The 25707-nt window shown below is 64.4% G+C and carries 17 protein-coding genes, 2 tRNA genes and 1 riboswitch; of the genes, 4 read left to right on the forward strand and 15 right to left on the reverse strand.

The features are described from left to right. Positions 1–15 precede the first annotated feature (15 nt). Genes GSQ92_RS23335 through pheA form a run of 3 tightly spaced genes read right to left on the reverse strand, consistent with a single transcriptional unit; the run spans position 16 to position 2883 of the window. Positions 16–900 (reverse strand): prephenate/arogenate dehydrogenase family protein, encoded by an 885-nt coding sequence (locus tag GSQ92_RS23335; RefSeq protein WP_158806053.1) that lies wholly within the window; start codon positions 898–900, stop codon positions 16–18. Then, positions 893–1996, reverse strand: a complete 1104-nt coding sequence (hisC, locus tag GSQ92_RS23340) for a histidinol-phosphate transaminase (RefSeq protein WP_158806054.1) — start codon at positions 1994–1996, stop codon at positions 893–895. Before hisC ends, GSQ92_RS23335 begins: the two co-directional genes overlap by 8 nt. Then, positions 1993–2883, reverse strand: a complete 891-nt coding sequence (gene pheA, locus GSQ92_RS23345; RefSeq protein WP_158806055.1) for a chorismate mutase — start codon at positions 2881–2883, stop codon at positions 1993–1995. Before pheA ends, hisC begins: the two co-directional genes overlap by 4 nt. A gap of 112 nt (positions 2884–2995) precedes the next feature. On the opposite strand from pheA, the gene GSQ92_RS23350 reads away from it, so the two are divergent. The 3 genes from GSQ92_RS23350 to thiC all read left to right on the forward strand — a co-directional run bounded on the left by GSQ92_RS23350 (position 2996) and on the right by thiC (position 7480). Continuing rightward, positions 2996–4138 (forward strand): homoserine O-acetyltransferase, encoded by a 1143-nt coding sequence (locus tag GSQ92_RS23350; protein WP_158806056.1) that lies wholly within the window; start codon positions 2996–2998, stop codon positions 4136–4138. 50 nt (positions 4139–4188) lie between these two features. Next, on the forward strand, positions 4189–4806 hold the full coding sequence (gene metW, locus GSQ92_RS23355) for a methionine biosynthesis protein MetW (protein WP_158806114.1): 618 nt from the start codon (positions 4189–4191) through the stop codon (positions 4804–4806). Between the two features lie 639 nt (positions 4807–5445). Then, positions 5446–5610, forward strand: a riboswitch (TPP riboswitch). Between the two features lie 49 nt (positions 5611–5659). Then, a complete protein-coding gene (thiC, locus tag GSQ92_RS23360; RefSeq protein WP_158806057.1) occupies positions 5660–7480 on the forward strand; it encodes a phosphomethylpyrimidine synthase ThiC in 1821 nt (606 codons plus the stop codon). 12 nt (positions 7481–7492) lie between these two features. Here the strand turns inward: thiC and queC are convergent, their stop codons facing one another. From queC to GSQ92_RS23395, 7 genes are all read right to left on the reverse strand, one after another. Continuing rightward, a complete protein-coding gene (queC, locus tag GSQ92_RS23365) occupies positions 7493–8248 on the reverse strand; it encodes a 7-cyano-7-deazaguanine synthase QueC (RefSeq protein WP_158806058.1) in 756 nt (251 codons plus the stop codon). Positions 8249–8290: 42 nt separating this feature from the next. After that, a complete protein-coding gene (locus GSQ92_RS23370; protein ID WP_159014111.1) occupies positions 8291–9382 on the reverse strand; it encodes a BMP family ABC transporter substrate-binding protein in 1092 nt (363 codons plus the stop codon). Between the two features lie 46 nt (positions 9383–9428). After that, entirely contained in the window at positions 9429–10358 is a 930-nt protein-coding gene (locus GSQ92_RS23375) for an ABC transporter permease (RefSeq protein WP_158806060.1), read from the reverse strand. Continuing rightward, positions 10351–11442, reverse strand: coding sequence for an ABC transporter permease (locus GSQ92_RS23380; RefSeq protein WP_254065946.1), 1092 nt, complete (start codon positions 11440–11442; stop codon positions 10351–10353). The genes GSQ92_RS23375 and GSQ92_RS23380 overlap by 8 nt, the downstream gene beginning before the upstream one ends. After that, the gene (locus GSQ92_RS23385; protein ID WP_158806062.1) at positions 11429–12976 is read right to left on the reverse strand and encodes an ABC transporter ATP-binding protein; all 1548 of its coding nucleotides are present in this window, start codon (positions 12974–12976) and stop codon (positions 11429–11431) included. The genes GSQ92_RS23380 and GSQ92_RS23385 overlap by 14 nt, the downstream gene beginning before the upstream one ends. A gap of 1666 nt (positions 12977–14642) precedes the next feature. Further along, positions 14643–14713: transfer RNA gene (locus GSQ92_RS23390), tRNA-Gly, on the reverse strand. A 77-nt stretch (positions 14714–14790) separates the two neighbouring features. After that, positions 14791–14985: a hypothetical protein gene (locus GSQ92_RS23395; protein ID WP_158806063.1), complete on the reverse strand. Its 195-nt coding sequence runs from the start codon at positions 14983–14985 to the stop codon at positions 14791–14793. Between the two features lie 236 nt (positions 14986–15221). Between GSQ92_RS23395 and GSQ92_RS23400 the strand changes: the two genes are divergently transcribed. After that, complete coding sequence (locus GSQ92_RS23400) at positions 15222–15989, forward strand: hypothetical protein (RefSeq protein ID WP_159014112.1); 768 nt, start codon at positions 15222–15224, stop codon at positions 15987–15989. Positions 15990–16847: 858 nt separating this feature from the next. Here GSQ92_RS23400 and GSQ92_RS23405 read toward each other — a convergent pair. From GSQ92_RS23405 to GSQ92_RS23425, 5 genes are all read right to left on the reverse strand, one after another. Then, positions 16848–16937: transfer RNA gene (locus tag GSQ92_RS23405), tRNA-Ser, on the reverse strand. 79 nt (positions 16938–17016) lie between these two features. Further along, a complete protein-coding gene (locus GSQ92_RS23410; RefSeq protein ID WP_158806065.1) occupies positions 17017–17910 on the reverse strand; it encodes an IclR family transcriptional regulator in 894 nt (297 codons plus the stop codon). 145 nt (positions 17911–18055) lie between these two features. Continuing rightward, positions 18056–21169, reverse strand: coding sequence for an efflux RND transporter permease subunit (locus GSQ92_RS23415; RefSeq protein ID WP_158806066.1), 3114 nt, complete (start codon positions 21167–21169; stop codon positions 18056–18058). A gap of 6 nt (positions 21170–21175) precedes the next feature. Then, complete coding sequence (locus tag GSQ92_RS23420) at positions 21176–24388, reverse strand: efflux RND transporter permease subunit (protein WP_159014114.1); 3213 nt, start codon at positions 24386–24388, stop codon at positions 21176–21178. Then, complete coding sequence (locus GSQ92_RS23425; protein WP_159014115.1) at positions 24385–25701, reverse strand: efflux RND transporter periplasmic adaptor subunit; 1317 nt, start codon at positions 25699–25701, stop codon at positions 24385–24387. The genes GSQ92_RS23420 and GSQ92_RS23425 overlap by 4 nt, the downstream gene beginning before the upstream one ends. Positions 25702–25707 lie beyond the last annotated feature (6 nt).

Consider the following 25707-nt stretch of genomic DNA (forward strand, 5'->3'; position numbering starts at 1 on the left):
CGATAGGCGCGCCGCTCAGGCCTGTTTGAGGTCGATGAGGCTGCGCCGGATCTTACGGCCGCGCAGCACCCTGTCCTCGATGTAAGCCGAGTCGCCCCAGCGGATCGCGCGTGCCATCGCCTGCGCGTCTTCGGTGAAGCGCGCCAGCATCTCGAGCAGCGCCTCGCGGTTGTTGAGGAAGACATCCCGCCACATCGTCGGATCGGAGGCCGCGATGCGGGTGAAGTCGCGGAAACCCGAGGCCGCGAAACGCAAGACTTCCTGACGGCTTTCATCCGCCAGATCATCCGCCGTGCCGCAGATGGTGAAGGCGAGCAGATGCGGCAGGTGGCTCACGATCGCCAGAACCCGGTCGTGATGCGCCGGTTCCATGATCTCCGTCATCGAGCCGAAACGACGCCATAGCGCCGTCATGCGATCGACCGCCGCCGCCTCGGTGCCGGGCGGTGGAACCAGTAGCGTCCACCGCCCCTCGAACAGCGTCGCGAAACCCGCATCGGGGCCGGAGAATTCCGTGCCGGCGAGCGGATGACCCGGCACGAAATGCACGCCCGCCGGCACCAGCGGTCCCACATCCCGTATCACCGAGACCTTGGTCGAGCCGACATCGGTGAGAACCGCGTCCTGCGCCAGATGCGGCGCGATCGCGGCGGCGACCTCGGCGAGCGCGCCCACCGGCACGCAAAGCATCACGCAATCCGCCCCGGTCACCGCTGTCGCCGGGTCACTCTCTACCCGATCGGCGATGCCCAGCTCGGCGACGCGCGCGAGCACGGCGGCATCGGCGTCGCAGGCGACAACCTCACCGACAGCGCCGGTCGCTTTCGCCGCACGTGCGACAGAACTACCGATGAGGCCGAGGCCGATCAGGGTCAGCCGCTGGAAAACGACCTCAGCCACGGGGTGCGCTCTCCGACATGAAGTTCGTCAGGGCCTCAGCGACGGCCGCACACTCGGCGTCCGTGCCGATGGTGATGCGCAGGCAATGCGGCAGCTCGTAGGAGGCAACGCGGCGGGCGATGATGCCGGTGGCGCGCAGATGCGCGTCGGCCGCCAGCGCCTCGGCCTCCGTGCCGAAATCGGCGAGCACGAAATTCGCCTCACTCGGCCAGACATGGATCCCGGCTTCCGTCAGAGCGGCGGTCAGGCGGCCACGCGCTTCGGAATTATGGGCGCGCGAGCGCTCCAGCCAGCCAGGCTCCGACAGCGCCGCGATACCGGCCGCCATCGCGGCGCTATTGACGTTGAAGGGCGCGCGGAGCCGGTTGAGAACATCGGCGATGGCGGTCGGCGCATAGGCCCAGCCCAGCCGCACGCCGCCGAGACCCCAGAGCTTGCTGAAGGTCCGGGTCATAACAGTACCCTCGCCAGCGTCGACAAGCGCGGCGCCGCCATCATAGCCAGGCACCTCGACATATTCCGCATAGGCGGCGTCGAGCACCAGCAGTGTCTCGGGCGGCAGGCCCGCGCGGAGCCGGGCGATTTCGGAGGACGGTACCAGGCTGCCCGTCGGGTTGTTCGGATTGGCGATAAAGACCAATCGCGTGCGCTCGGTAACTCGCGCCAGGAAGGCGTCGACATCGGCGACCAGGTCGCGCTCCGGCACCTTGGTCACCGTGCCGCCGGCGAGAACCCCGGCGATCTGGTAGATCGCGAAACCATGCGCGCTCATCAGCAATTCGGTGCCGGGGCCGCCATAGCCCTGGATGAGGAGCGCGATGAGCTCATCCGACCCATTGCCGCAAACGATCCGCGCGGGGTCCAGGCCGAAGCGGGCACCGATCGCTTCCCGCAACGCGGCCGAACCGCCATCCGGGTAGCGATGCAACGCGGCTCCGCCATCGGCGAGCGCCCGCAATGCCCCCGGTGGCGGCCCGAAGGCGCCCTCGTTGGAGGAAAGTTTGATAATACGGCTGGCTCCAGCCAGCTTCGACTCGCCGCCGACATAGGGCGCGATCGACAGGATTTCGGGTCGTGGGCGAGGTGCTGCATTCATGGGGTTTTGCTGCCTACCGGCACCGCATAGGCGCCGACCAGCAGCGCCGGCCGCTCAAGGCCGCGAATGGCGCCGAGCCGGACATCATCCACGGTCACATAACCCGCGACCTCGACAAGAATCTGCGTGGAACTCGAATGGCCCGGCCGGTTCAGCACGACCACGTTCGGCCGGAAACCGGCGGCGGTAAGCGCATTCGCTAGACCGCCGCGGCTGATCTCGGCGGCCGTTTCGAGCGCGACGAGAGACACGTCGTCTCCGGAAGCGTCGGCGGGGGTGGTCGCAACGACAAGTGCCTGCGCCTGAGGCGTGCCTTCGGGGCGGCTGTGCCAGAAGGGCAGGCGAGCGATCACATGGACGGCGCCCGCCTTCCGCTGCTGCAAGAGGCTCGGCCACCATGGGACACCGGCGTCATCATCCCCGGGCAGCGGCAGCACCGCGACGCTCGCGCGCCCCTCTGACACTTCGCCGATCGCCTGGGATGCACTGCGGCAAAGGCGGATTGGCGTCAGGGCGCCAAATTGTGCGCGGGCCACAGCGGCAAAGCGCCCGTCTGTTGCGGGCTCGTAGACGGCGGCGGAAAAGCGTTGCTGCTGGCCGGTGCTAGCCGCGAGGATTTCGCGCCAAATCCGCACGATCGCGCTGGCAGGCATGCGGCCGCCATGGCGCGCGAGCAAGCGCCGGATGATGGCGGCCTCGCGGCCCGGCCTGAGCGCGGCGCCTGTTTTCACCGAGGCGATATGGCTGACCACTTCCGCCCGGCGCATCAGCAGATCGTGGATGGCATCATCGATGGAATCGAGGTTGGCCCGCAGCTCGGACAAGTCGCCGGCCGCCAACACGGGCTCTGCCTTGTCATTCGACAGGGCCTGAAGATCGCTCTGCATCGCCGAAGCCAACACTGTATTGTTCCGGGGAGACTGATAGCGGAACCGCCCTGCACTGCAAACAGACGCGCCGCGATTGCCGCCCGCTCGCCGTCGCCCTAATCAGACCGGCATGGATCGGATGGAGCCCTTTGCCGAGATCGCGCATGAACACGCCGCATTCCCCGGCGGCATCGAGCTCGACTGCGGCCGCTCCCTCCGTCATCTCGACGTCGCCTATCGGACCTATGGCCGGCTAAGTCCGCGAGGCGACAACGCCATCCTCGTTTGCCATGCGCTGACCGGCGATCAGTACGTCGCCGAAACGCATCCTTTGACGGGCCGGCCTGGCTGGTGGTCGGAGCTGGTGGGGCCGGGGAGGGCGGTCGATACCGACCGCTTCTTCGTCATCTGCGCCAATGTGCTGGGTGGCTGCATGGGGTCCACGGGGCCGCGCAGCCCGCACGACGACAAGCCCGGCGAGCCCTGGGGCAGCGACTTTCCGCCCATCACCATCCGCGACATGGTGCGCGCGCAGAAACGCCTGATCGATCATCTCGGTATTCGCCGGCTGTTCGCCGTCATCGGCGGCTCGATGGGCGGGATGCAGGTGCTGGAATGGGTGGCGACCTATCCGGAAGCCGTCTTCGCGGCCCTTCCGGTGGCGACCGCCGCGCATCACTCGGCGCAGAACATCGCCTTCAACGAGGTCGGACGGCAGGCGATCTTCGCCGATCCCGACTGGCACGAAGGGCGCTACTGGGAGAAGGGCGCGACACCGGCGCGCGGCCTCGCGGTCGCCCGGATGGTCGCGCATATCACCTACCTCAGCGAACAGGCGCTCACCCGTAAGTTCGGTCGCAGGCTGCGGGATGCGAGCAGCCTGACCCTGCTCGACGACCGCTTCGAGGTCGAAAGCTACCTGCAATACCAAGGCAGCGCCTTCGTCCGCCGCTTCGACGCGAATTCCTATCTGCTCATCACGCGCGCGATGGATTTCTTTGATCTCGCGGCGGAGAATGGCGGCGATCTCGGCCGCGCCTTCGCCGGGGCGCGCACGCGGTTCTGCGTCGTTTCGTTCAGTTCGGACTGGCTGTTTCCGACCGCCGAAAGCCGTACCGTGGTCAATGCACTTCTCCGAAGCGCCGCGAATGTCAGCTTCGTCGAGATCGCGAGCGACAAGGGCCATGACGCCTTCCTGCTCGACGAACCCGACTTCCATCGCACGCTGGCCGGTTTCCTCGCCGGCTGTGCCGAGCATCTGGGTGTCGCGTGATGCCCGACGGCTCGTCCCGGCAGGAGCGTATCGCCGATGCGGCGCGCTCGATGCGGGTCGATCTGCGGCTCATCGCCGATCTGGTAGAGCCGGGCGCGCGCGTGCTCGACATCGGCTGCGGCGACGGCGCGCTGATCGGCGATCTGTTCCGCAGCCGCGGCTGCGATGCGCGCGGCATCGAGCTCGACATGGCGCTGGTGACGCGCGCGGTGGCGCATGGCCTTCCGGTGATGCAGGGCGATGCGGATACCGACCTCGTGCATTATCCCGACCAGGCCTTCGATTATGTCGTGCTGTCCCGCACGCTGCAGGCGGTCGAGCGGCCGTTGGAGGTGCTGCGCCAGATGCTGCGCATCAGCGCGCGCGCCATCGTGAGTTTCCCGAATTTCGGTCATTGGTCGCTCCGCGCACAGCTTCTGCTGCGAGGCCGGATGCCGATGACGAAGAACTGGGGCCGGATGTGGTACGAGACACCCAACATCCACCCCTGCACGATCCGCGACTTCTTCGCGCTCTGTGAAGCCGAGGGCTATGTCGTCGAGCAATGGCTCGCGCTGGACGACGAGGGCCACCGCGCGCCCTGGCGGCGATATCCTCATTTGGCCAATTTATTCGGTGAGCAGGGTTTGTTTGTGCTGCGGCGGAGCACGAACAGGGTTTCGGGGTGAGCCAGAGGCCGTCCTTGTCAGAAAATCTTTAGCGAGGCGGTAACCTTCTTCGGAGTATGTTAGCTCAATCCACCGGATCAACCCGAATGCTTAGGCCTGTCAGCGATGCGATTAGGCAACCGTCCGCGAGTGGCGTTGACCCTGCGGATGATTTCAACAAACGTCTTGACCGCAGCAAGCTCAACCGGTCGGCTCCCTCGCCAACCGGCCATTCCTTGCTCACTCGGAAGAAGGTCGCCTAGGGTGTCGCCGCAACTTTCGTTGCTTTGTTGGCGAAAAATGCATTACCCGACGTTGACGCACCCAATCGTTCGACTTGGGCCACGAGGCATCGGCAGCATCAAGAGCAAAGGATAGCCAACGCCAAAGCCAAAACGAAAATGGCTATCGATAATATGAAAGTAGGCTAGCCGCTATCGTGACGCGAGGAGCGGTGAATTCAGTTTCGATCCTAGCTCTCGTCACGCAATCCAACCCGCGCTCATACTGCTGCTCCGCTAACCAGGCCGTCGCCCAAACTGAGAAGTTGAACGACGCCAACCTCGTCCGGCGATGGCTTTCGATCCGCAATGTCGCGCCGCCGCGCGAAAGTTTTACCAAAACCTCAGATTGACATCCCACCCCAGCCTCGGGCAGGTTCCCGCCACCAAGGGGTGCCCCGACAAGGGGCTGAGACACCGATAGCGTGGCGCCGAAAGGCTCCCGCAGCGCGGAGACCCTGCCGGCAACAGACCTCTTCGCAGGTGCTGTCCGGGGAACCTGATCCGGGTCATGCCGGCGGAGGGACTGGTGGGATAGACAGCCGCCAATCCGTCTCTCCCATCCATCTCCTCCCGCGTTGAGGAGATGTCTATTGGACCATCCGCTATCTTCCCCCCAGACTGTCACAACCGGCCCGATCTTCGGCTCGCGCAAAACCTATTCTGCGCCTGAGGATTTCCCGACCCTCCGCGTCCCGTTCCGGGAAATCCCGCTCGATCCTTCCGCACGAGAAGAGCCTGTCCGCGTCTACGACACCTCGGGACCCTACACCGATCCATCCGCCCCCATCGACCTCGCGCGGGGATTGCCGCCCCTGCGCGCGGGCTGGATCGCCGCGCGGAGCTTCGCGCAAGCCACCCCGCGCGCGGTTCGTCCGGACGACAACGGCTTCGTCTCCGCGGATCGCCTCGTGCCACCCTGTCCCGCGACCCAGACTCTCCGCGAAGGCCGCGACGGCCAGCGCGTCACGCAGTACGAATTCGCCAGGGACGGCATCATCACGGAAGAAATGCGCTACGTCGCGCATCGCGAAAATCTCGGCCGCGCGCGCATCGCGGACGGCGCCGAGGACCGTCGCGCGGATGGCGAGGATTTCGGCGCCAGCATCCCCGCCTTCATCACGCCAGATTTCGTGCGCGCGGAAATCGCTGCCGGCCGCGCGATCATCCCCGCCAATATCAACCATCCGGAACTCGAGCCGATGGTGATCGGCCGCAACTTCCTCGTGAAGGTCAATGCCAATATCGGCAATTCCGCCGTCACCTCCGCGGTGGCGGAGGAGGTGGAGAAGCTGGTCTGGGCGATCCGCTGGGGCGCCGACACGGTCATGGATCTCTCGACCGGGCGCAACATCCACAACATCCGCAGTTGGATCCTGCGCAACGCTCCTGTGCCGATCGGCACCGTGCCGATCTACCAGGCTTTGGAAAAGGTCGGCGGCGAGCCCGAGAAGCTGAATTGGGACATCTTCCGCGACACGCTCATCGAACAGGCGGAACAGGGTGTTGACTATTTCACCATCCATGCCGGCGTGCGCCTGCATCACGTACCGCTGACGGCGAAGCGCGTGACCGGAATCGTCTCGCGCGGCGGGTCGATCATGGCGCGCTGGTGCCTCTCCCATCATCGCGAGAGTTTCCTCTACGAGCATTTCGCCGAGATCTGCGACATCATGCGGCGCTACGACGTTTCCTTTTCCTTGGGAGACGGTTTGCGGCCGGGCTCGATCGCGGATGCCAATGACGCGGCGCAATTCGCAGAGTTGGAGACTTTGGGAGAACTCACCAAGATCGCCTGGGCGCGCGGCTGTCAGGTGATGATCGAAGGCCCCGGCCATGTGCCGCTGCACAAGATCAAGGTGAATGTCGAGAAACAGCTCCGCGAATGTGGCGAAGCACCGTTCTACACGCTCGGCCCACTGACCACCGATATCGCTCCGGGCTACGATCACATCACGTCGGCGATCGGTGCCGCGATGATCGGTTGGTTCGGCACCGCGATGCTCTGCTATGTGACGCCGAAGGAGCATCTCGGTCTGCCGGATCGCGATGACGTCAAGACCGGCGTCATCACCTATCGTATCGCCGCGCATGCGGCGGATCTCGCGAAAGGCCATCCGGCGGCGCGGCTGCGTGATGACGCGGTCAGTCGCGCCCGCTTCTCCTTCCGCTGGGCCGATCAGTTCAACCTCTCGCTCGATCCCGATACGGCGCGCGCTTTCCACGACGAGACGCTACCGAAGGAGGCGCACAAGACCGCGCATTTCTGTTCGATGTGCGGGCCGAAATTCTGCTCCATGCGCATCTCGCAGGATCTGCGCGCGGATGCCGAGCGGCTCGCGGGGCTGGAAGAGAAGAGCGAGCAGTTCCGCCAGGGCGGTCATTCGCTTCATGTCGCGGAACCGGCGGAGTAACGACGAGCGAGGTCACCCGCGAGTCGCGGATTCCGCATGATGTGCTGGGGAGGTCTGGCTTCTCCAGCGCATCCAGCCGGAGGCGCGAAGATCGCAGGCCGGGCAGTTGCCGCAACCATAGCCCCAGTCGTGGCGATGACGCCGGTCTCCCAGGTAGCAGCTATGGGTAAGTTCCGAGACGACCTCGATCAGGGCTTGCCCGCCCAGGCTTTGCGCCATCGCCCAAGTCGCCGCCTTGTCGATCCACATGAGAGGCATCTCGACGACGAAGCGCGTCTGCATGCCGAGATTCAGCGCGACCTGCATGGCCTTGATCGTATCGTCCCGGCAGTCGGGATAGCCCGAGTAATCCGTCTCGCACATCCCGCCGATGATGCGCTTGATACCTCGCCTCCAGGCGATGCCCGCCGCGGCCGTCAAGAACATCAAGTTCCTGCCAGGGACGAAGGTATTCGGCAGGTTCTGCGCCGTCGCCTCGATCGCGACGGCGGCCGTCATGGCGGTTGCGCCCACACCCGCCAGCGCGCCCCTCAGATCGACGAGATGGTCCGAGCCGAGGCGACTGCCCCAGTCACCGATTGTTCCGATCGCCTCGCGAACCGGCGCTCGGCATTCGAGCTCGACCGCATGCCGCTGGCCGTAGTTGAAACCCACGGTCTCGACCTGCCGATAGCGATCGAGCGCCCAGGCGAGGCAGGTCGTCGAATCCTGCCCCCCGGAGAACATGACGAGGGCCGCGTCCTCGCTGGGCGTCTCGGCGATCGTCATCCCGCCGCCCGCCGTTCCGGATGTCCAGACTGTGGCCGTGCGTCAGCCAAGCTTGCCTTCCACACCCTCCGCGAGCCAGTTCATGCTGAGGATCTGGTCGTCGGTCAGCTTGGCGCCGCTCGCCACCTTCTGGGCGCCGAACTGGTCGTTGATCGGACCCTGGAAGGGCGAGAAACTGCCCTGCGCGATCGCCGCGATCTTCGCCTCTGCATCGTTCACCGCATGCTCCGGCACCGCCTTGTTATAGGGCGTCATCTTGATCATGCCGCTCTTGAAGCCGCCCCAGACATTGTCCGGTGTCCAGCTGCCATCCATCGCGGCCTGCACCCGCTTGACGTAGTAGTCGCTCCAATCCTCAGTAACCGAGGTCAGGCACATCTTCGGCGCGAATTGCGACATGTCCGAATCATAGCCGGTGCACCACACGCCCTTTTCCTCCGCCGCCTGCACGACCGCCGTGGAATCGGTGTGGTTGGAGAGCACATCGCAGCCCTGGCCGATCAGCGCATCCGCCGCCTCTTTCTCTTTGCCCGGATCGAACCAGGAAGAGGTCCAGACCAGCTTGATCTTGATCTTCGGGTTGACCGACCGAGCGCCAAGTATCAGCGCGTTGATGCCCTGTGCCACTTCGGGAATGGGGAAGGGCGCGACATGTCCTAGCACGCCGGTCTTGCTCATGGCGCCCGAGACGACGCCGGCGATGTAGCGGCCCTCATAGAAGCGCGCATTATAGATGCCGACATTCTTCGCCATCTTATAGCCGGTGCAGTGCTCGTAGCGGATGTTCGGAAACTGCCGCGCGACCTTCAGCGTCGGCTCCATATAGCCGAAGGACGTCGTGAAGATCAGGCCATTGGTCGCGCTGAGCTGGCGGATGACACGCTCGGCGTCAGCACCTTCCGGCACGCTCTCGACATAGTTGGTTTTCACACGGCTGCCGAAAGCCTTCTCCACCGCGAGGCGACCCAGGTTGTGCTGGTAGGTCCAGCCGGCATTGCTGATCGGGCCGACATAGACGAAGCCGACGCCGAAGGGATCGGCCGCGCGGGCGGAGCGCAGGCCGAGCGCGCCAGTGGCGGCGCCGGCAATACCGCCGAGGCCGGTCAGCAGTACTTCGCGGCGGGATGGGGTCATGGGCATTTCCTCACTGGCGGTTTCGTTCCCGACGCCCTTGCAAACCTCATGCCGTCGCGTGGAAGCTCCGGCCAAGCGCGCCGGGCGCGTTGAGCTTGAGCCGCGTAGCATCGCGGGAGATCAGCACCAAGACCAGGATTGTCGAGAGATAGGGCAGCATCGCCAGAATATCGCTCGGCACGTCGATGCCGAAGGCTTCAGCCTGGAACTGCGCGATGGTGACGAAGCCGAACAGCAGCGCGCCCGCGACCAGCCAACCCGGCTTCCAGGTCGAGAATGTCACCAATGCCAGTGCGATCCAGCCCCGCCCCGCCGTCATTCCCTCGTTCCACAGCGGCGTATAGACCAAGCTGAGATAAGCCCCGGCCAGCCCGCTCATCCCGCCACCGAAAGCGAGCGCCGCGTAGCGCAGCCGGATCACCGGATGGCCGAGCGCATGCGCGACCTCCGGATTCTCGCCGACCGCCCGCAGGATGAGACCCTTGCGGCTGCGCGACAGGAACAGATGCACGCCGAAGGCCAGCAGCAGCGCCAGGATCACCAGCGGGTCGATCTGCAACACCTGCTGCCATAGCGGCGAAAAGGTCGAGAGGCCGGGGATCAAGGCGTTCTGGAAACCGCCAAGCGTGCGGCTCTCGAACGGATTGCCGATCAGCGTGCTGAGCCCGGCGCCGAAGATGGTCAGCGCCAGGCCGCTCGCGGTCTGGTTGGCGAGAAATGTCTGCGTCAGCACGGCGAAGATCATCGACATCAGAACACCGACGATGATGGCGAGGATGAAGCCCGCGATCAGGCTATGCGTGGTGACCGTGCCGATGAAGCCTGCCGCCGCCCCCATCAGCATCGTGCCCTCGACGCCGAGGTTGAGCACGCCGCTTTTCTCGGTCACCAATTCGCCGAGCCCCGCCAGGATCAGCGGCGTCGCCGCCCGCAGCGTCGCGACGAGGATCGCGACAATCAGCACCAGATCATGCATCGGCGAGTTGCCCCACAGGCTTGGGGCTGCGGCGCCCAAAACGGAACTGGAAGCCGATGAACAGATCCATGCCCAGTAGGAAAAACAGAACAAGACCCTGTATCACGCCGCTCATCGCTGTCGGCATCTGCAGCGACACCTGCAGCGCATCGCCGCCGATATAAATCAGTGCCATGAGCAGGCTCGCCGCCAGGATGCCCCAGGGGTCCAGCCGCCCGAGATAAGCGACGATGATCGCCGCGAAGCCGTAGCCCGGCGAAATTGTTGGCTGCAATTGGCCGAGCGGCCCCGCCACCTCACAGATCCCGGCGAAACCGGCGAGGCCGCCGCTGAGCAGCAGGCAAAGCCACACCACGCGCTTCTGGCTGAAACCGGCGTAACGCGCGGCGCCCGGCGCCAGCCCGACCACCCGGATGCGATAGCCCGCGAAGGTTCGTCGCATCAGGAAGGCGGCGGCGGGCACCACCAGCAGCGCCACCAGCGCGCCGAGATGCAGCCGCGTCGTGGGCAGGATGATCGGCATCGAGACATCATCGGCGAAGGTCTTGCTCTGCGGGAAGTTGAAGCCCGCCGGATCGCGCCATGGTCCGCGCACCAGATAGCCGAGCAGATGCAGCGCGACATAGGTCAGCATGAGCGTCGTCAGGATCTCGTGCGCGTTGAACCGGGTGCGCAGGAACGCCGGAATAGCCGCCCACAAAACACCGCCCGCGATCCCAGCCAGCAGCATGAGCGGCAAAGCCCAGACATGCCCCGCGCCGCCGAAATTCAGCGCCACCCAGCTCCCGCAAATACCGCCAAGGGTGAGTTGCCCCTCGGCCCCGATGTTCCAGACATTCGCGCGGCAGCCGATGGCGATGCCGATTGCGCAAAGCAAAAGCGGCGTCGCCTTCAGCGCGAGTTCCGCGAGGTTGTTCAGCCCGACCAGCGGATCCACCACCATGATCCGCAAGGCGGCGACCGGCGGCTTACCGAGCAGCGCGAAGATGATGGCGCTCGCCACCAACGACAGCACGACCGCGACGAGCGGCGAAAGCCAGAACATCGCGCGAGACGGGCTTTGCCGCGCCTCAAGCCGGAACAAGATCGGCCTCCAGCTTTTCCGCGCCGTGCAGTCCGCCCATTTGCTGGCCCACCGTCTCGATACTGGCATTGGCCGTCGCCATCGGGGGAAACAGCCGCCCTTCCGAGAGCACCGCAATGCGATGCGTGATCTCGAACAGTTCCGAGAGATCCTCGGACACGATCAATACGCCGGTACCCTTGGCGGCGAGCGCCAGTATTGCTTTGCGGATCGCGAGAGCCGCTCCGATATCGACGCCCCAGGTGGGATGCGCCGCCAGCAGCACGCGCGGCCGGTCGGCGATTTCCCGGCCGACGATGTATTTCTGGAGATTGCCGCCCGACAGCGATGATGCGGCCGCGGCGGCACCAGAAGCGCGCACGCCGAAGCGCTTAATCACGGCCAGCGCACGCTTCAGCAGCCGGCCGCGATGGATCACGAGCGGAGACTCGCCGGAGAGCAGCAGGTTCTCGGCGAGTGTCATGGGCCCGACAGCGCCCCGCCCGATCCGTTCCTCCGGGATGAAGGCGAGACCAAGCCGCCGCCGCGCCGTGGGGCCGAGATTGCCTGCTGCTTTGCCCGCGATATGCACAATTTCCGGCTGAGCCACGAGGCGCTCGCCGGATAGCGCCGCCAGCAACTCCGTCTGGCCGTTTCCCGCAACCCCGGCGATGCCGAGGATCTCACCTTCTCGCAGCCGGAAGGAGATGTCGCGCAGCGCCGTGCCGAAAGGCGAGTCCGGTTCGAGCGAGAGGCCCGCGAGTTCGAGGCAAACCGGCCCCAGCTCCGCCGCCGTCGGCCGCGCCACCTCGGGCAGCGCGCTGCCCACCATCATCTCGGCGAGTGCTTGGCCGGAGACCTGGCGCGGGTCGGCGGTTCCCACGCCGCGGCCGGCGCGCAGCACGGTCGCCGCTTCGCAGAGCGCCGTCACCTCCTCAAGCTTGTGAGAGATATAAAGAATCGAGCATCCCTCGGCCGCGAGGAGCCGCAGCATGGCGGCCAGGTTATCCGCCTCCTGCGGCGTCAGCACGGCGGTAGGCTCGTCGAGGATGAGCAGCCTCGGCGATTGCAGCAGGCAGCGCAGGATCTCGACCCGCTGGCGCTCGCCGACTGAAAGGTGATGCACGTGGCGGCCTGCTGTGACGGCAAGGCCGTAGCGCGCGGACATTTCGCCGATGCGGGCGGCGAGTTCCGCCATCGGCGGCGGATGATCCAGTCCGAGCGCAATATTCTCGGCGACCGTCAGCGACTCGAACAGCGAGAAATGCTGGAACACCATGCCGATGCCAAGCGCGCGGGCGGCATGGGGCGTGTTGATCTGCACCGGCTGGCCATCCCAGGTGATCGCGCCCGCATCCGGCTGGGTCACGCCATAGATGATCTTGACCAGCGTGCTTTTGCCGGCGCCGTTTTCGCCGAGGAGTGCGTGGATTTCACCGGCTCCCACCGTGAGATCGATGCCGTCATTGGCGCGGTTGCTGCCATAGGTCTTGGAAATGCCCCGCAGCGTCAGCCGGGCGGGTAGAGTGTCACTGAGGGGCGGAATGGCAGCCATGCGGGAAGTGTAGAGGCCGATTCACCCCCGCGTCCACCGTCTAGATGCTGCGCTGCACCACTGGGGCAGTCAGCGGCTCGCAAGGAGTTTTTAACGGGCGAGCCGTTAGATAAGCTAACGCATCGGGACCGCGGTCAACGCCTCTACCGCAAGCTCACCCGATCAGCATAGGAACAGGCTTATGACCCTGAGAATCGACAGTCGTCCAGCCGCCTCGCTCGCCCCACTGCCGAACGCGCGCGAGCCAAATTTCGAGCGAGACATAAAATCGACAATACAACGAAATTAGTCGCCATATCGAGCGCCGGGTTGGCGAAACATGCCTCGAAAGTCACCACCACACGCCGGGTCTCATCCCGGCCCAATCGACTATGGGCTACCGAAACCGCCGCCCGCGGCGCGAAGTGCGGTCGATCCCGATCCGGTGACGACCGGGGTCGAGCCAAGCAAGGGTGAGATGACCAAGGGCGGAGACCTCTTCACGCTGCGGCATTTTGCGAAATTTGCAGCGGTTGTAACGGCTCCGATATGGTATGCGTTGTACATCATTGCGGGGTTCGTGTTCCAATAAGTTGCCCGCCGTCCGGAGCGGACGGTAGCCATCGAATACTGTTCCGGTGGGACCTTCCTGGGTTGGCGGCCCGCTAGCCTCGACTGAACTTGCGGCCCACGCTCCAAGTGTTCTCGCTCCGTGCCCCTCTACGCAAGACATAAGTCAAGCTTTATGTCCCGGGAATGGTCCTTTTGTACCTGTCATGGCTGATCCAGGCAGCCGGCGACCCGCGCCTCGATTGTGTCACGATCGGCGGCAAGAAGCCTCCGGGCATCCCATTCCTCCGATTTTCGGACAATCGTTTCTGAGTAACTATGAAATCCCAGCAGAGTTATGCCGCGACGCCAAGATATTGCACATCGATAACGTTTTGTAAGTAAGACGTTTTTTAACATTTTGCCTTATCGCTGGTTGCGCAGCGGGCCGTTTCTGGTGCGGCTGGCTGCGGGTTCAATCGAGCGAAGGTTTAAAAATGCGTATTCCACCGACAAGCACAACGGCGACGCACGACGCGCAAGCGGCGCGTGGCGGCGAAGCTCAAGTTTTCAAACCGCGTCAGCCACCGGCCGCCAATATATCGGCCTTTGGCCCCCGGCATAGCCAGCCGCCACAACGCTTGCCTCCGCCCTCCCCAGCCCTCAGGGCGCTCGCGCGAAAGGTTAACAGCGAGGTAACGCCGGGGGATGTACAGACGGTTACTGCCCTCCACAACGGCCTTACCGGACGTAACCTCGGTGTTCTTGGCCGACACATTTTCGGACCCCCTGTGACGCAGAACCGGATTGGGCACGAGCTTAGGACCATCGGAATGAACATGTACAACAGAGGCGACGTGACGGGATCTATAGTCTTTGGCACTCTGGATGCCGCGTTGAATGGGATCCCCAACTAGCTCAACCGATTTCCGGATTTGTTAAACGACTAACAATCTCCGGCCGTCGTGTCTCTGCGGCATCAGCGTTTGCGTAAGTAAACGGGTGAGCGGGCTGGCTAACAATTAGAGCGGGGAACCCCTGGTAGACGCTGCAGCGCGAACTCGCCTATCCGGAAAGCTTCTTGGCAGGGGTTCCGATCGCCGTCCAAACCGCCGCTATGTGACGGTGCGGCGGGTTTAGCGGGCTACCGGAATCGAACCGATACCTTTGGTTGGGAAAACCACTGCAAGACCACTCTGCTAAGCCCACTCGGCCGCGATCACCGTGGCCGGCTACGGCAATACAACACCTCCGCCGGGAATAAATTCGTTCGGAGATGCCATCTGTCAGGGCGCGTCCGTTGGTCTGGCCCAGATGGTCAGCCACCCGATCCGCCACTGCTCGTGCAAATCGCTGTCGGCCCGGTAGGGGTTTTTGTCGAGATCATCGCCCTCGGCACAGGCCAGTTCCCCCTCAACCCGCACGATGGAGGCGAGCAGGAGCGGCGGTTGAGGCGCGTGAGCTGTCCGTTTTTGGCTCATGGGCGGAGCTTGGCATAGCGGTCGCCAGAGGCGCGATTCGTTCGAATTGCCAACAGCCTTTTGGGATTGGGCTTCAGCCTCATCTACGCCTTCGGTGCCGCCCTCAGTGGCGCAAGTCGCCGGGTCCGGTTTGATGCTGGAGCTCGCCGTGCGACGCTCATCCGCGCCAGCGATTTTCGGGACCGCCCGCGTGATCAGCCGAGTCGGCAGCGCGGCGGTCGTTTTGCGAAGGGGAGATGATGGAAGATTCGCTCGCGACGACTCTCATAATATTCGTGTGCGTTTTTGGCGCCTTGCTCGTCGGCTTATTCGCGAGCCGCTATTGGCCATCAACGCATCTCGACGAGAGGTCGAAGGACGTCGTGAAGCTCGGGATCGGCATCGTCGTCACCATGACGGTGCTCATCCTCAGTCTGATGGTGAGCTCGGTCAAAGGGTCCTTCGACACGACGGATCGCGACCTCAGGCAATTCGCCACAAGCATCATCGTTCTCGATCGTTCGATCAGTCACTACGGCTCGGACGCCCAGCCGGCGCGCTTGGCACTGCGGCAATATACCGTCAGCGCAATTCACGACTTGTGGCCGACAGGGGCCGATCCCAATATTCGGATCGAGGGTGCGCGATCGGGAAAGTTGCTCGATCAGGTCGAGACCGATCTTCGTGCCCTGAAGCCCACGGATGACGCGCACCGCTCCTACCTCTCAGAGGTATTGGCGCAATACGACGCGGTGATCCAGGCGCGGTGGATCTTCATCGACGATAGTTCCGGGAGCGTGCTTCGGCCCTTCTTTTTTGTCGTGGTTGCCTGGCTAATGGTCATCTTCGCGACAATCGGCCTTTACTCGCCGCGCAACGCAACCGTGGTCTTGGTGATGGCCCTCTCGATACTCTCGTTGTCAGGCGCGACTTATCTCATGTCCGAAATGGAGACGCCCTTCAGCGGCGTCATCGTCATTTCCTCCTACCCGCTCCGCAACGCCTTGGCGCAGCAGATGCGGTGAGACTGTCGGTAGAAAAAGCCAGCTCGTGATGCCTGAACATGCTCGCGCAGTTGTTAGCGCCAAGGGCCTTCCACTGTGACGGCACCGCCTGCTATTCCCCGCACCCCATGAAAAAACCCGTCGCACCTCTACAGCCCGTTTGGTGGCGCTTCGCCGTGTCGGTCACCTGCGCCGTGACTTTGTTGTTGGTGGTAGTCGGCGTCGCCGACGTTTGGGTGACACTCCAAGGATAGTGCGGAGGAGCCATTTCGCGCCGAAGACCAGTAGCGCGTGTTGTTACCTCAAAATCCACAGCAATAGGCTGTCAGCATCGCCGCGATCGCGAGCAGCGCGGCTGCAGCGGCGGTCCACCCCGCCGCTTTCGCGTTTAAGCGACCGCTTTTCGCCAATGTCTTTCGCCGTTACGATTACGCACGTGGCGCTTGCTCAGCCAGCCGTCTGCGGATCGCCACACGCCACATGGTCACATCTTCGCGTGGTGACCGGTGGTTCCGCATCCGATTAGACAGGACGCGCGCAGTAGCTACAGGCCCGTCGTCTCTAGTTTGCGGTCAGCGGGCGACCGTCGGGAGGCTTGCGCCAGTGAAAGAAGCCACACACTACTCATTCGTGTCGGGACAGCAAAACCTCGTCCTGACGCTCTGGCCCATAGATGCGAGTGCTTCGCCCCTCTACCTGACACTGGGTACGCATCGAGCCTACGAACTGGCCTCTCACTTGAGGCGGCTTGCCGAGCTTCTTGAGAAACCACCTCGTTAGCAGCATCGTTCGAGTACGGCCGGAGCATTTGTGTCAAGGCTTGTCCTCGACTGAGGATGCCCACGGTTGCGCTAAATCAGCTACTTATCGTCATCGTCTTGGCGGAGAGGGTGGGATTCGAACCCACGGTACGCTTGCACGCACAACGGTTTTCGAGACCGCCCCGATCGACCACTCTGGCACCTCTCCCGCGCGGCGACGGCGCGCGTTATAGGGGCGATAGCCCGCCGCCGCAACCGGGCGCTGAGGCCGCCCGCTCGCTTTGGTCCTAAGCCACTGCCTCGTACAGAGCGGGCCGCTCGGCCGCGGTCAGGGCGGAGACCGCCGCCAGGCCGCGGTCGGCCTCGCTCATAGGGGAAAAAGGGCGCCAGCCCACGCGAGTCTCGACCCGGGCGGCCGCTTCGCGCACCGCGTCGGCATAGGTGGCGAGCGCCTCGCCGATCCGCGTCTCCGGCATCACGATGCTGATCGTCATCTCGCATTGGCCGGCGGCATTGTTCACCGGCGCCGCAATGCAGGCGATGCCGGCATCTGTGCCGCTGTGCTGGCTCGCATAGCCGGCGCGGCGCGCCTCCTCGACCAGAACCGCAAATTCCTCCGGATCGAGCGGCGCCTCGCCAGTCGCCGAGGGCGCGGCGCTTTCGCGGAAGACCTGAAGCCGCGCGGCATGCGCAAGATGGGTGAGGAAGAATCGGCCCGAGACGCTCCAATTTATCGGCACGCGCGCGCCGATTCGGTTGGAAACGCGCAGGTTGCGCGACGCTTCCGCCATATCGAGGATCACCACGAAGCCTTCGTGCCGACCACAGATCTGCACCGTCTCGCCGAGTTCCTCGGCAAGCCGCCGCATCTCGATGCGGGCCTCACGCAATAGGTCAACGTTGCGGCCATAGGCCAAGCCGTAATGGAACATCCGGCTGCCGAACCACACCGCGCCCGAGGCGTCACGCTCCAGCAATCCGGCCTGCACGAGGGCGTCGACGACACCGTAGATTGTGGAGACCGGCGCGCGGATAGCCTTAGCAAGATCATAGGCCGAAACCGGCCGCCCCTCGACCACAAGATGGTCGAGAACCTGCGTTGCTCGAAGGAGGCCGCTCATGCGGGAGCGAGTTTGAGCCGTCGGCTCCTCGATCGGATAGTCCGCAATCTTCACATCCATCGCCCGCCCCCTCGCCCCGGAGCAGAACAGCCCCGACAGCCGCCCCGGAGGTAATCGCTCCGGCCCGAGAAACCGTTACATCGCGTGAACTAAACCCGAAGCAATATCGCTCCAGTGAAGTTTACATCCGCGATGTAGGGCATGGCTAGGGGTAGTAAGGCGTAGGCTTATAGATGCGCGATGCACCGCGTTTACGCTGCAGTGCAACATAAATAACGGGCGTCGTGTAAAGTGTTAGTAGCTGCGACATTGCCAGTCCGCCGATGATCGCTATGCCGAGGGGTCGCCGATACTCCCAGCCGATGCCAAAGGCGAAGACGAGTGGCACTGCGCCAAGTAAAGCCGCGAGTGTCGTCATGAGAATCGGGCGGAAGCGCGCGAGGCTTGCCGCCTTGATCGCCTGGATCGGCGTCATCCCACGATTGCGTTCCGCTTCGAGCGCGAAATCCACCAGCATGATCGCGTTCTTCTTCACAATGCCCATAAGCAGGAAGATGCCGATGATTGCGATGATGGAGAGCGGCGTGTTAGTCGCGATCAACGCCAGCAATGCACCGACGCCGGCGGAAGGCAGCGTGGACAAAATCGTCAATGGCTGTGTCAGGCTTTCATAGAGCACGCCGAGCACGATGTAGATCGCGACAAGTGCGGCCAGTAGCAGCATCGGCTCGGCATTGGTCGATTGCTGGAACAGCTTGGCATTGCCCGCGAAGCTCGTATGGATGTCGTCGGGCAGAAAGATCTCCTGCGTCGCCTGTTGCACGAGCGTGGTTCCCTGGCTGAGCGGGATGCCCGGTTTCAGGCTGAAACTGACCGTCGCTTCCGGAAACTGGCCCTGGTGGCGCACCGTCAGCGGCGCGCTGCCGCGCACGAAATGCGCGATCGCCGAAAGTGGCACCTGCATGCCGCTCGTGCTGCCGACATAGACGCGGTCGAGCTGCGCCGGATCAAGCTGCAAACCGGGCTGCGTCTCCAACACCACCTTATACTGGTTGCGTTGCTGGTAGATGGTCGAGATCTGTCGCTGCGCGAAACCGTTATTGAGCGCCTCGTCGATCGCGCTCATGGGGACTTGCAGACGAGACGCGGCGCCGCGATCGACGACCACATCGGCCTCCGGCCCCGCGCGATCCTGGTCGCTGGTGATATCGGTGAGTTGCGGCATGGTATGCAGCTTTGCTTCGAGCGTTGCCGACCATTGCTGCAGCTCGGCCAAATTGTCGCCGCTCAGCACGAAATCATAATCGCTGGCGCTTTGGCGGCCGCCGGTGCGCAAATCCTGCTCCGGGGTCAGAGTCGCCTTGATCCCGGCGATCTCGGAAAGTGGGCGGCGCAGGCGCGCGATGACAACGTCTGACGTGACATGCCGCTCGCTTATCGGTTTGAGCGAGATATAGAGGTTGCCGCGGTTGAGTGAGGAGAAGCCGGATGCGACGCCGATGCGCGAACCCACTTCGGCGATGGCGGGATCCTTCAGCAGCACGTCTACCACGCGCTCCTGCAGCTTCTCCATCGCACGGAAGGAGATATCCGGCGCGGCAAGCGTCTGGCCCTGCATCAGGCCGGTATCCTCGGTCGGCAGGAAGCCCTTCGGCACGATGACATAGAGCCAGACGGTGAAGATGACGGTGCCGAGCGTCGCGAGATTCATGAGCACGCGGTGGCGCAATACCCAGTCGAGGCTGCGGCCATAGGCGCGAATCAAGCGGTTGAAGGCGCGGTCGAAGCTCACGCTCAACACACGCAAGACCCGGTTTGCCGAGCGGCGCTCCCGCGCGGTGATCGGACGCATGAACCAGGCGCAGATCATCGGCGTGACGGTCAGCGACACGATGGCGGAAATGCCTACCGCCATGACCAGCGTGACCGAGAATTCATGGAACAGCCGGCCCATGATGCCGGGCATCAGCATCAGCGGCGCAAAGACGGCGATGAGCGACAGGGTGATCGAGATCACGGTGAAACCGATCTCCCGCGCGCCGCGCAGAGCCGCCCGCATCGGCGGCATGCCATGTTCGAGATGGGAGTGGATGTTCTCGATCATGACGATCGCGTCATCCACCACGAAGCCCACCGAAATTGTCAGCGCGAGCAGCGAGAAGTTGTCGATCGTATAGCCCATGAACCACATGCCGGCGAGCGTGCCGGCGATGGAGAGCGGGATGGTCACGCCAGCAGCGATGATCGGTACTGCCCGGCGCAGGAAAGCGAAGACCACCACCAGCACGAGCGCGATGCTGATGAGCAGGGTGTATTGCACGTCGGTGACGCTCGCGCGGATCGTCGTGGTGCGGTCGGTCAGGATCGTCACCTTGATGCCGGCCGGCATCAGCCGCATGAGGCCGGGCAGCATCTGCTTCACGCCATCCACCGTGGCGATCACATTGGCGCCCGGCTGCTTGGTAATATTGAGCAGGATCGCGGACTTCTTGCCGCTCCAGGCGGCGAGCCGCAGGCTGGCGACGCTATCGACCACGGTGCCGACATCAGCCAGACGCAGCACGCCGTCCGTCCCTGCTTTCATGACGAGGTCGCGATACTGCACCGCCGTGCCGATCTGGCCATTGAGGAGCAGCGTCTGCGCGCGCTGCGGCCCCTGAATGCTGCCGATCGGCTGCGTGACATTGGCATCCGAAACGACCTGATCCACCGACTGCCCGGACAGCCCGGCGAGCGCCATCGAGGTCGGGTTTAGCTGGATCCGCACGGCGGGTTTGTCGGCGCCGTTCTCGTCCACCTGGGCGACGCCGGCAGCCTGGGCCAGACGCTGCGCCAGGATGGTGTCCACGGCATCGTAAATCTGGCCCGTCGTCAGGGTGTCGGAGGTCAGCGCGATGGTCAGGATCGGCGCGTCGGCCGGATTGAACTTTCGGTAGAACGGCGCGCTCGGCAGATCCGCCGGAAGATCCGCCTCGGAGGCATTGATCGCGGCCTGCACATCCCCGGCAGCCGCATCGACGCTGCGCTCGATGTCGAAGATGCAGATGATCGAGGTGGCACCGGTCGAATTGATCGAAGTCAGCTCGTTCATTCCGGCGATCTGCCCGAGATGCCGTTCGAGCGGGGCGGCGACGGAACTCGCCATGGTTTCGGGGCTCGCACCGGGGCGATTCACCAGGACGACGATGGCCGGCATATCGACGCTTGGCAGCGAGGCGACGGGGAGAAACTTATAGGCGACGGCGCCGGCGATCAGCAGACCGATGGCGAGCAGCACGGTGCCGATCGGCCGCCGGATGAAGGGTGTGGAAACCGACACGGCGGGTTAGCGCGCCGGCTGTGCGGCCGCTCCGCGACGCGGGCGGCGCTGCGGCCGCAGCCGCTCCATGGCGAGGTAGATGACGGGCGTCGTGTAGAGGGTCAGCAACTGGCTCAGCAGCAATCCGCCGACGATGGTGATGCCGAGCGGCCGGCGGATCTCGGCGCCCGCGCCACCCTGCAGGATCAGCGGTAGGGCGCCGAGAAGGGCGGCCATCGTCGTCATCATGATGGGGCGGAACCGCAGCAGGCAGGCCTGCTCGATGGCGACCTGGGGCGAGTGGCGGCCGGTGCGCTGCATTTCGATAGCGAAGTCGATCATCATGATCGCGTTCTTCTTAACGATGCCCATCAGCAGCACGACGCCGACCAGCGCCACGATCGAGAGATCGTTCCCGGTCAGCATCAGGGCCAGCAAAGCGCCGATGCCGGCGGAGGGCAGTGTCGATAGAATAGTGATCGGGTGAATCGTGCTCTCGTACAGCACACCAAGCACGATGTAGATCACCACGATCGCGGCGAGGATCAGCCAGGGTTCCGAGGCGAGCGAGCGCTGGAACTCTGCCGCATCGCCCTCGTAGCTGCCGGCGATAGTGGCGGGCACGCCGATCTCCGTTTCCGCCTGGCCGATCGCCGAAACCGCCTCTCCGAGCGAGACGCCCGGTGCGACGTCGAAACCGATCGTGGCCGCGGGAAACTGCTCGTCATGCATGATGGCGAGCGGCGTCGTTTGCTGGCGGATGGTCGCGAAGGCGCTCAGCGGCACTTGCGGCGTGGCGCTGGTGCTCGCGGTCGCGACCGCCGTGGTCTGTCCGTTGGAGCTGCCGGAGGCGACGGTGGTGGCGCTGCCAGAACTTGCGGTGGCTCCCGCCGTATTGGTCGTGCTGCTCGTTCCGCCGCCGGGGAAGCGCAGGGTGTAGAGCAGGTCGGCGCTGCTGGCGAAGGCGGGATCGACTTCCAGGATCACGCGATACTGGTTGGTCTGGCCGAAGATCGTCGAGATCTGCCGCTGGCCGAAAGCATCGTCGAGAATGTTTTCGACCGTCTGCATCGAGACGCCCATGCGCATCGCCTGCGCCCGGTCGACATTGATAGCTACGGCGCCGCCATTGTTCTGCTGGTCGCTGCTGACATGCTGAAGCTGCGGCAGGGTTTGCAGCTTGGCCACCAGCTTCGGCACGAACTCCGTCAGTGCCGCGGCGGAGGTATCAGTCAGGCGATACTGGTACGCGGTGCGGGTGATGCCGGTGCCGAGCTGAATGTCCTGCACCGGGCGATAGTAGATCGCGAGGCCCGGAATATTCACCGTCGCCTGCCGCAGCTCCGCGATGATGCGGTTAACGCCCGGCCGCTGCCCGATCGGCTTCAGCGTGACAGTGATCTGGCCTTGGTTGGGCGTCGGATTGACCAGGCCGGGACCGACCACCGAAACCACATTCGTGACGCCCGCGACATGGCGGAAGGCTTCGGCCGCTTGATTCTGCATCGCGATCATGCCGGGAATCGAGATCGCCTGCGACGCTTCCGTCACGGCCACGATCGATCCGGTATCCTGCTGCGGCAGGAAGCCCTTGGGCACCATGACATAGAGCGCCACCGTGCCGAGCAGCGTTGCCGCCGAGATCAGCAAGGTCAACGTCTGCCGCCCCAGCACCCAGAGCAGCGTCACGCGATAGAGCGCCGCAACGCGTCCAAAGGCGGCCTCCGTCATGCGCGCCGGCCACGCCTGTTGTTCATGTACGATCGGCCGCAGCAGCCGCCCGCACATCATCGGCGTCAGAGTAAGCGAGACAACCGCCGAGACCACGACCGCGACCGACAGGGTGATCGCGAATTCATGGAATAGCTTGCCCACGACGCCGGACATGAAGAGCAGCGGAATGAAGACCGCGATAAGCGAGACGGTCAGCGAGATGATGGTGAAGCCGATCTGCCGCGCCCCGCGATACGCGGCTTCCAGCGGCGGCACGCCATCCTCGATGAAGCGCACGACGTTCTCGATCATCACGATCGCATCATCCACCACGAAGCCGGCGGCAACGGTCAGCGCCATCAGCGACAGGTTGTCGAGCCCATAACCGAGGAAATACATCACCCCGAAGGTGCCGATGAGCGACAGCGGGAGCGCGACGCCGGGAATGATGGTGGCGCGCAGGGAGCCGAGGAACAGGTAGATCACCAGCACTACCAGCAGGATGCTGAGGATGAGGGTGAATTGCACGTCATCCACGCTCGCGCGGATGGTCGTTGTGCGGTCGCTGACCAGCGTCAGTTTCACCCCGCCAGGGAGCGACTGCTCCAGCGCCGGCAGGATCTTTTTCACCGTATCGGCGGTCGAGACGATATTGGCGCCGGGCTGACGCTGGATCGACAGCACCACCGCCTCACGCTGATTGTAGCGCACATCGGCATGAGTGTTTTCGAGCCCGGTCACGACATTGCCGATATCGCGCAGCCGCACCGGCGCCCCGTTGCGATAGGCGATGACGAGCGCGCGATAAGATGCGGCGGTCTCCAGCTGGTCGTTGGCGCCAAGTGTGAAAGCCTGGTTCGGCCCGTCGAAACCGCCCTTCGAGCCGTTCTGGTTGCCGTTGGAGATCGCCGTCCGGACGTCCTCGAGCGACAGGCCGTAGGCGGCGAGGCGTGTGGGGTTAGCCTGAATGCGGAAGGCCTGGCGCAGCCCGCCGAGTACTGTCACCTGACCGATCCCGCTGATCTGGCTGAGCTTCGGCTGCAGCAGCGTGACGGCCGCATCGGCCATCCGCTCGATCGGCACGGTGTCGGAGGTCAGTGCGAGGGTGAGGATCGGCGCATCGGCCGGGTTTACCTTCACGTAGATCGGCGGATAGGGCAGGGAGGTTGGCAAGGTGCCGGCCGAGGCGTTGATCGCCGCCTGCACATCCTGGGCCGCGTCGTCGATATCCCGATCCAGGGTGAATTGCAGGATGATCTGGCTCACCCCCTCCGAACTGGTGGAGGTCATGCCGTTCAGGCCCTGGATCTCGCCGAGCTGCCGTTCTAGCGGCGCGGTAATGAGGTTCGCGATCGTATCGGGCCCCGCGCCGGGCAGCTGCGTGGTGATCTGGATGGTCGGGAACTCGACCTCCGGCAGCGACGACACCGGCAGGTTCATGTAACCGAGGATGCCGGCGAGCAGGATCGCGATGGCGAGCAACCCCGTCGCGATGGGTCGCGCGATGAAGGGGGCGGCGACGTTCACGGCTGGGCGGCCTTGGCCGCGTGGCCTCCCCGCACCGTTGCGGGAGCGGTCCCATTGGCCGCCGCGGGTTTCACAACCCGAACCTTCGTGCCGTCATCAAGCTGCGAGGCGCCTTGCAGCACCACGCGGTCCCCAGCGGCGACACCGCTGCCGATCACCGCCGTCGTTTGGTCCTCCTGGGTCAGCGTCACGGTCTTCCGCGTCACTTTATTGTCGTCGCCGAGAACGTAGACGAAGTTATTGGAGGGACCTTGCTGTACCGCCATTGCCGGCACGGTGACGACGCCCTTCAGCGTCTTGACCGTCAGCCGAGCGGTCACGAAACCGCCGGGCCAGAGATGCAGGTCCTCGTTCGGGAAATACGCCTTGAGCTTGACGGTGCCGGTACTGCTGTCGACCAGGTTGTCCACCACGTCGAGCGTGCCGGTTTCCATCCTCTCGGATGAATCCGGGGTGCCCTCGGGATCCGTCGTGGCCGTTGGCGTGGCATCGGCGGCCTTCACCTCGCCTTCCGCATTGACCCGCACAACGGGTTTTCCGGCCGCCATCGCATCCTGGATCGCCGCCAAATTCTGCTGCGGCAGGGTGAAGACGACGGCGATCGGCTTCAGCGTGGTCAGCGTTACGATGCCGTTCGTCGTGCCGGCCTGCACGATATTGCCGAGATCGACATTACGGATGCCAACGCGGCCGGCGACCGGGGCGGTGAGCGTCGTGTAGTCGAGCTCGGTCTGCGCGGATTCGATTTGGGCGCGGTCCTGTTCGACCAGCGCCTTGGTCTCCTCGACGGTCGCGAGTTCGTCCTCGGCCGTCTGCTTCGGCGTATAGGCGGTGGAGGCGAGCTTGTTGAAGCGCGCGAGATCGCGCTGCGCCCCGGCCAGCGTCGCCTGATCCTGGTCGAGCTTCGCCTTGTTCTGGTCGAGCGTCGCCTGGAAGGTACGAGGATCGATGCGCGCCAGCACATCTCCCACCGCGACGTCCTGGCCTTCCTTGAAATTGATGGCGACGATGGGACCGGTCACCATCGGGCTGATGGTGACGGTATTGGATGCCTGAACCGTGCCGATGGCGGTCAGTATCACCGGCACATCGGCCGACTTCGCGACGGCGATCGTGACCGGAATCGGCTGGCCATTCTTGCCCTTCCCGCCCCTGCCCTTGGATTGGGTCGCCGGGGCGGTGCCCGGCGCGGAGAAATACTGCCGGGCCAGCAGAGCGCCGCCCACCACGATCAGCAGCAGGCAGATCAGCAGCGTGGCGTTGCGCCCGCGGTGGCGACGGATCCGGGGCCGGTCTGCGACATATTCGTTCATGCGCGG

Source organism: Acidisoma sp. S159 (assembly GCF_009766125.1).
Classification (GTDB): domain Bacteria; phylum Pseudomonadota; class Alphaproteobacteria; order Acetobacterales; family Acetobacteraceae; genus Acidisoma.

Coding starts and splice junctions, on each gene's coding strand:
- hisC (WP_158806054.1), bottom strand. CDS start 1,996: ATGAATGCAGCACCTCGCCCACGACCCGAAATCCTGTCGATCGCGCCC.
- pheA (WP_158806055.1), bottom strand. CDS start 2,883: ATGCAGAGCGATCTTCAGGCCCTGTCGAATGACAAGGCAGAGCCCGTG.
- GSQ92_RS23350 (WP_158806056.1), top strand. CDS start 2,996: ATGGATCGGATGGAGCCCTTTGCCGAGATCGCGCATGAACACGCCGCA.
- metW (WP_158806114.1), top strand. CDS start 4,189: ATGCGGGTCGATCTGCGGCTCATCGCCGATCTGGTAGAGCCGGGCGCG.
- queC (WP_158806058.1), bottom strand. CDS start 8,248: ATGACGATCGCCGAGACGCCCAGCGAGGACGCGGCCCTCGTCATGTTC.
- GSQ92_RS23370 (WP_159014111.1), bottom strand. CDS start 9,382: ATGACCCCATCCCGCCGCGAAGTACTGCTGACCGGCCTCGGCGGTATT.
- GSQ92_RS23375 (WP_158806060.1), bottom strand. CDS start 10,358: ATGCATGATCTGGTGCTGATTGTCGCGATCCTCGTCGCGACGCTGCGG.
- GSQ92_RS23385 (WP_158806062.1), bottom strand. CDS start 12,976: ATGGCTGCCATTCCGCCCCTCAGTGACACTCTACCCGCCCGGCTGACG.
- GSQ92_RS23395 (WP_158806063.1), bottom strand. CDS start 14,985: ATGAGCCAAAAACGGACAGCTCACGCGCCTCAACCGCCGCTCCTGCTC.
- GSQ92_RS23400 (WP_159014112.1), top strand. CDS start 15,222: ATGATGGAAGATTCGCTCGCGACGACTCTCATAATATTCGTGTGCGTT.
- GSQ92_RS23410 (WP_158806065.1), bottom strand. CDS start 17,910: ATGGATGTGAAGATTGCGGACTATCCGATCGAGGAGCCGACGGCTCAA.
- GSQ92_RS23425 (WP_159014115.1), bottom strand. CDS start 25,701: ATGAACGAATATGTCGCAGACCGGCCCCGGATCCGTCGCCACCGCGGG.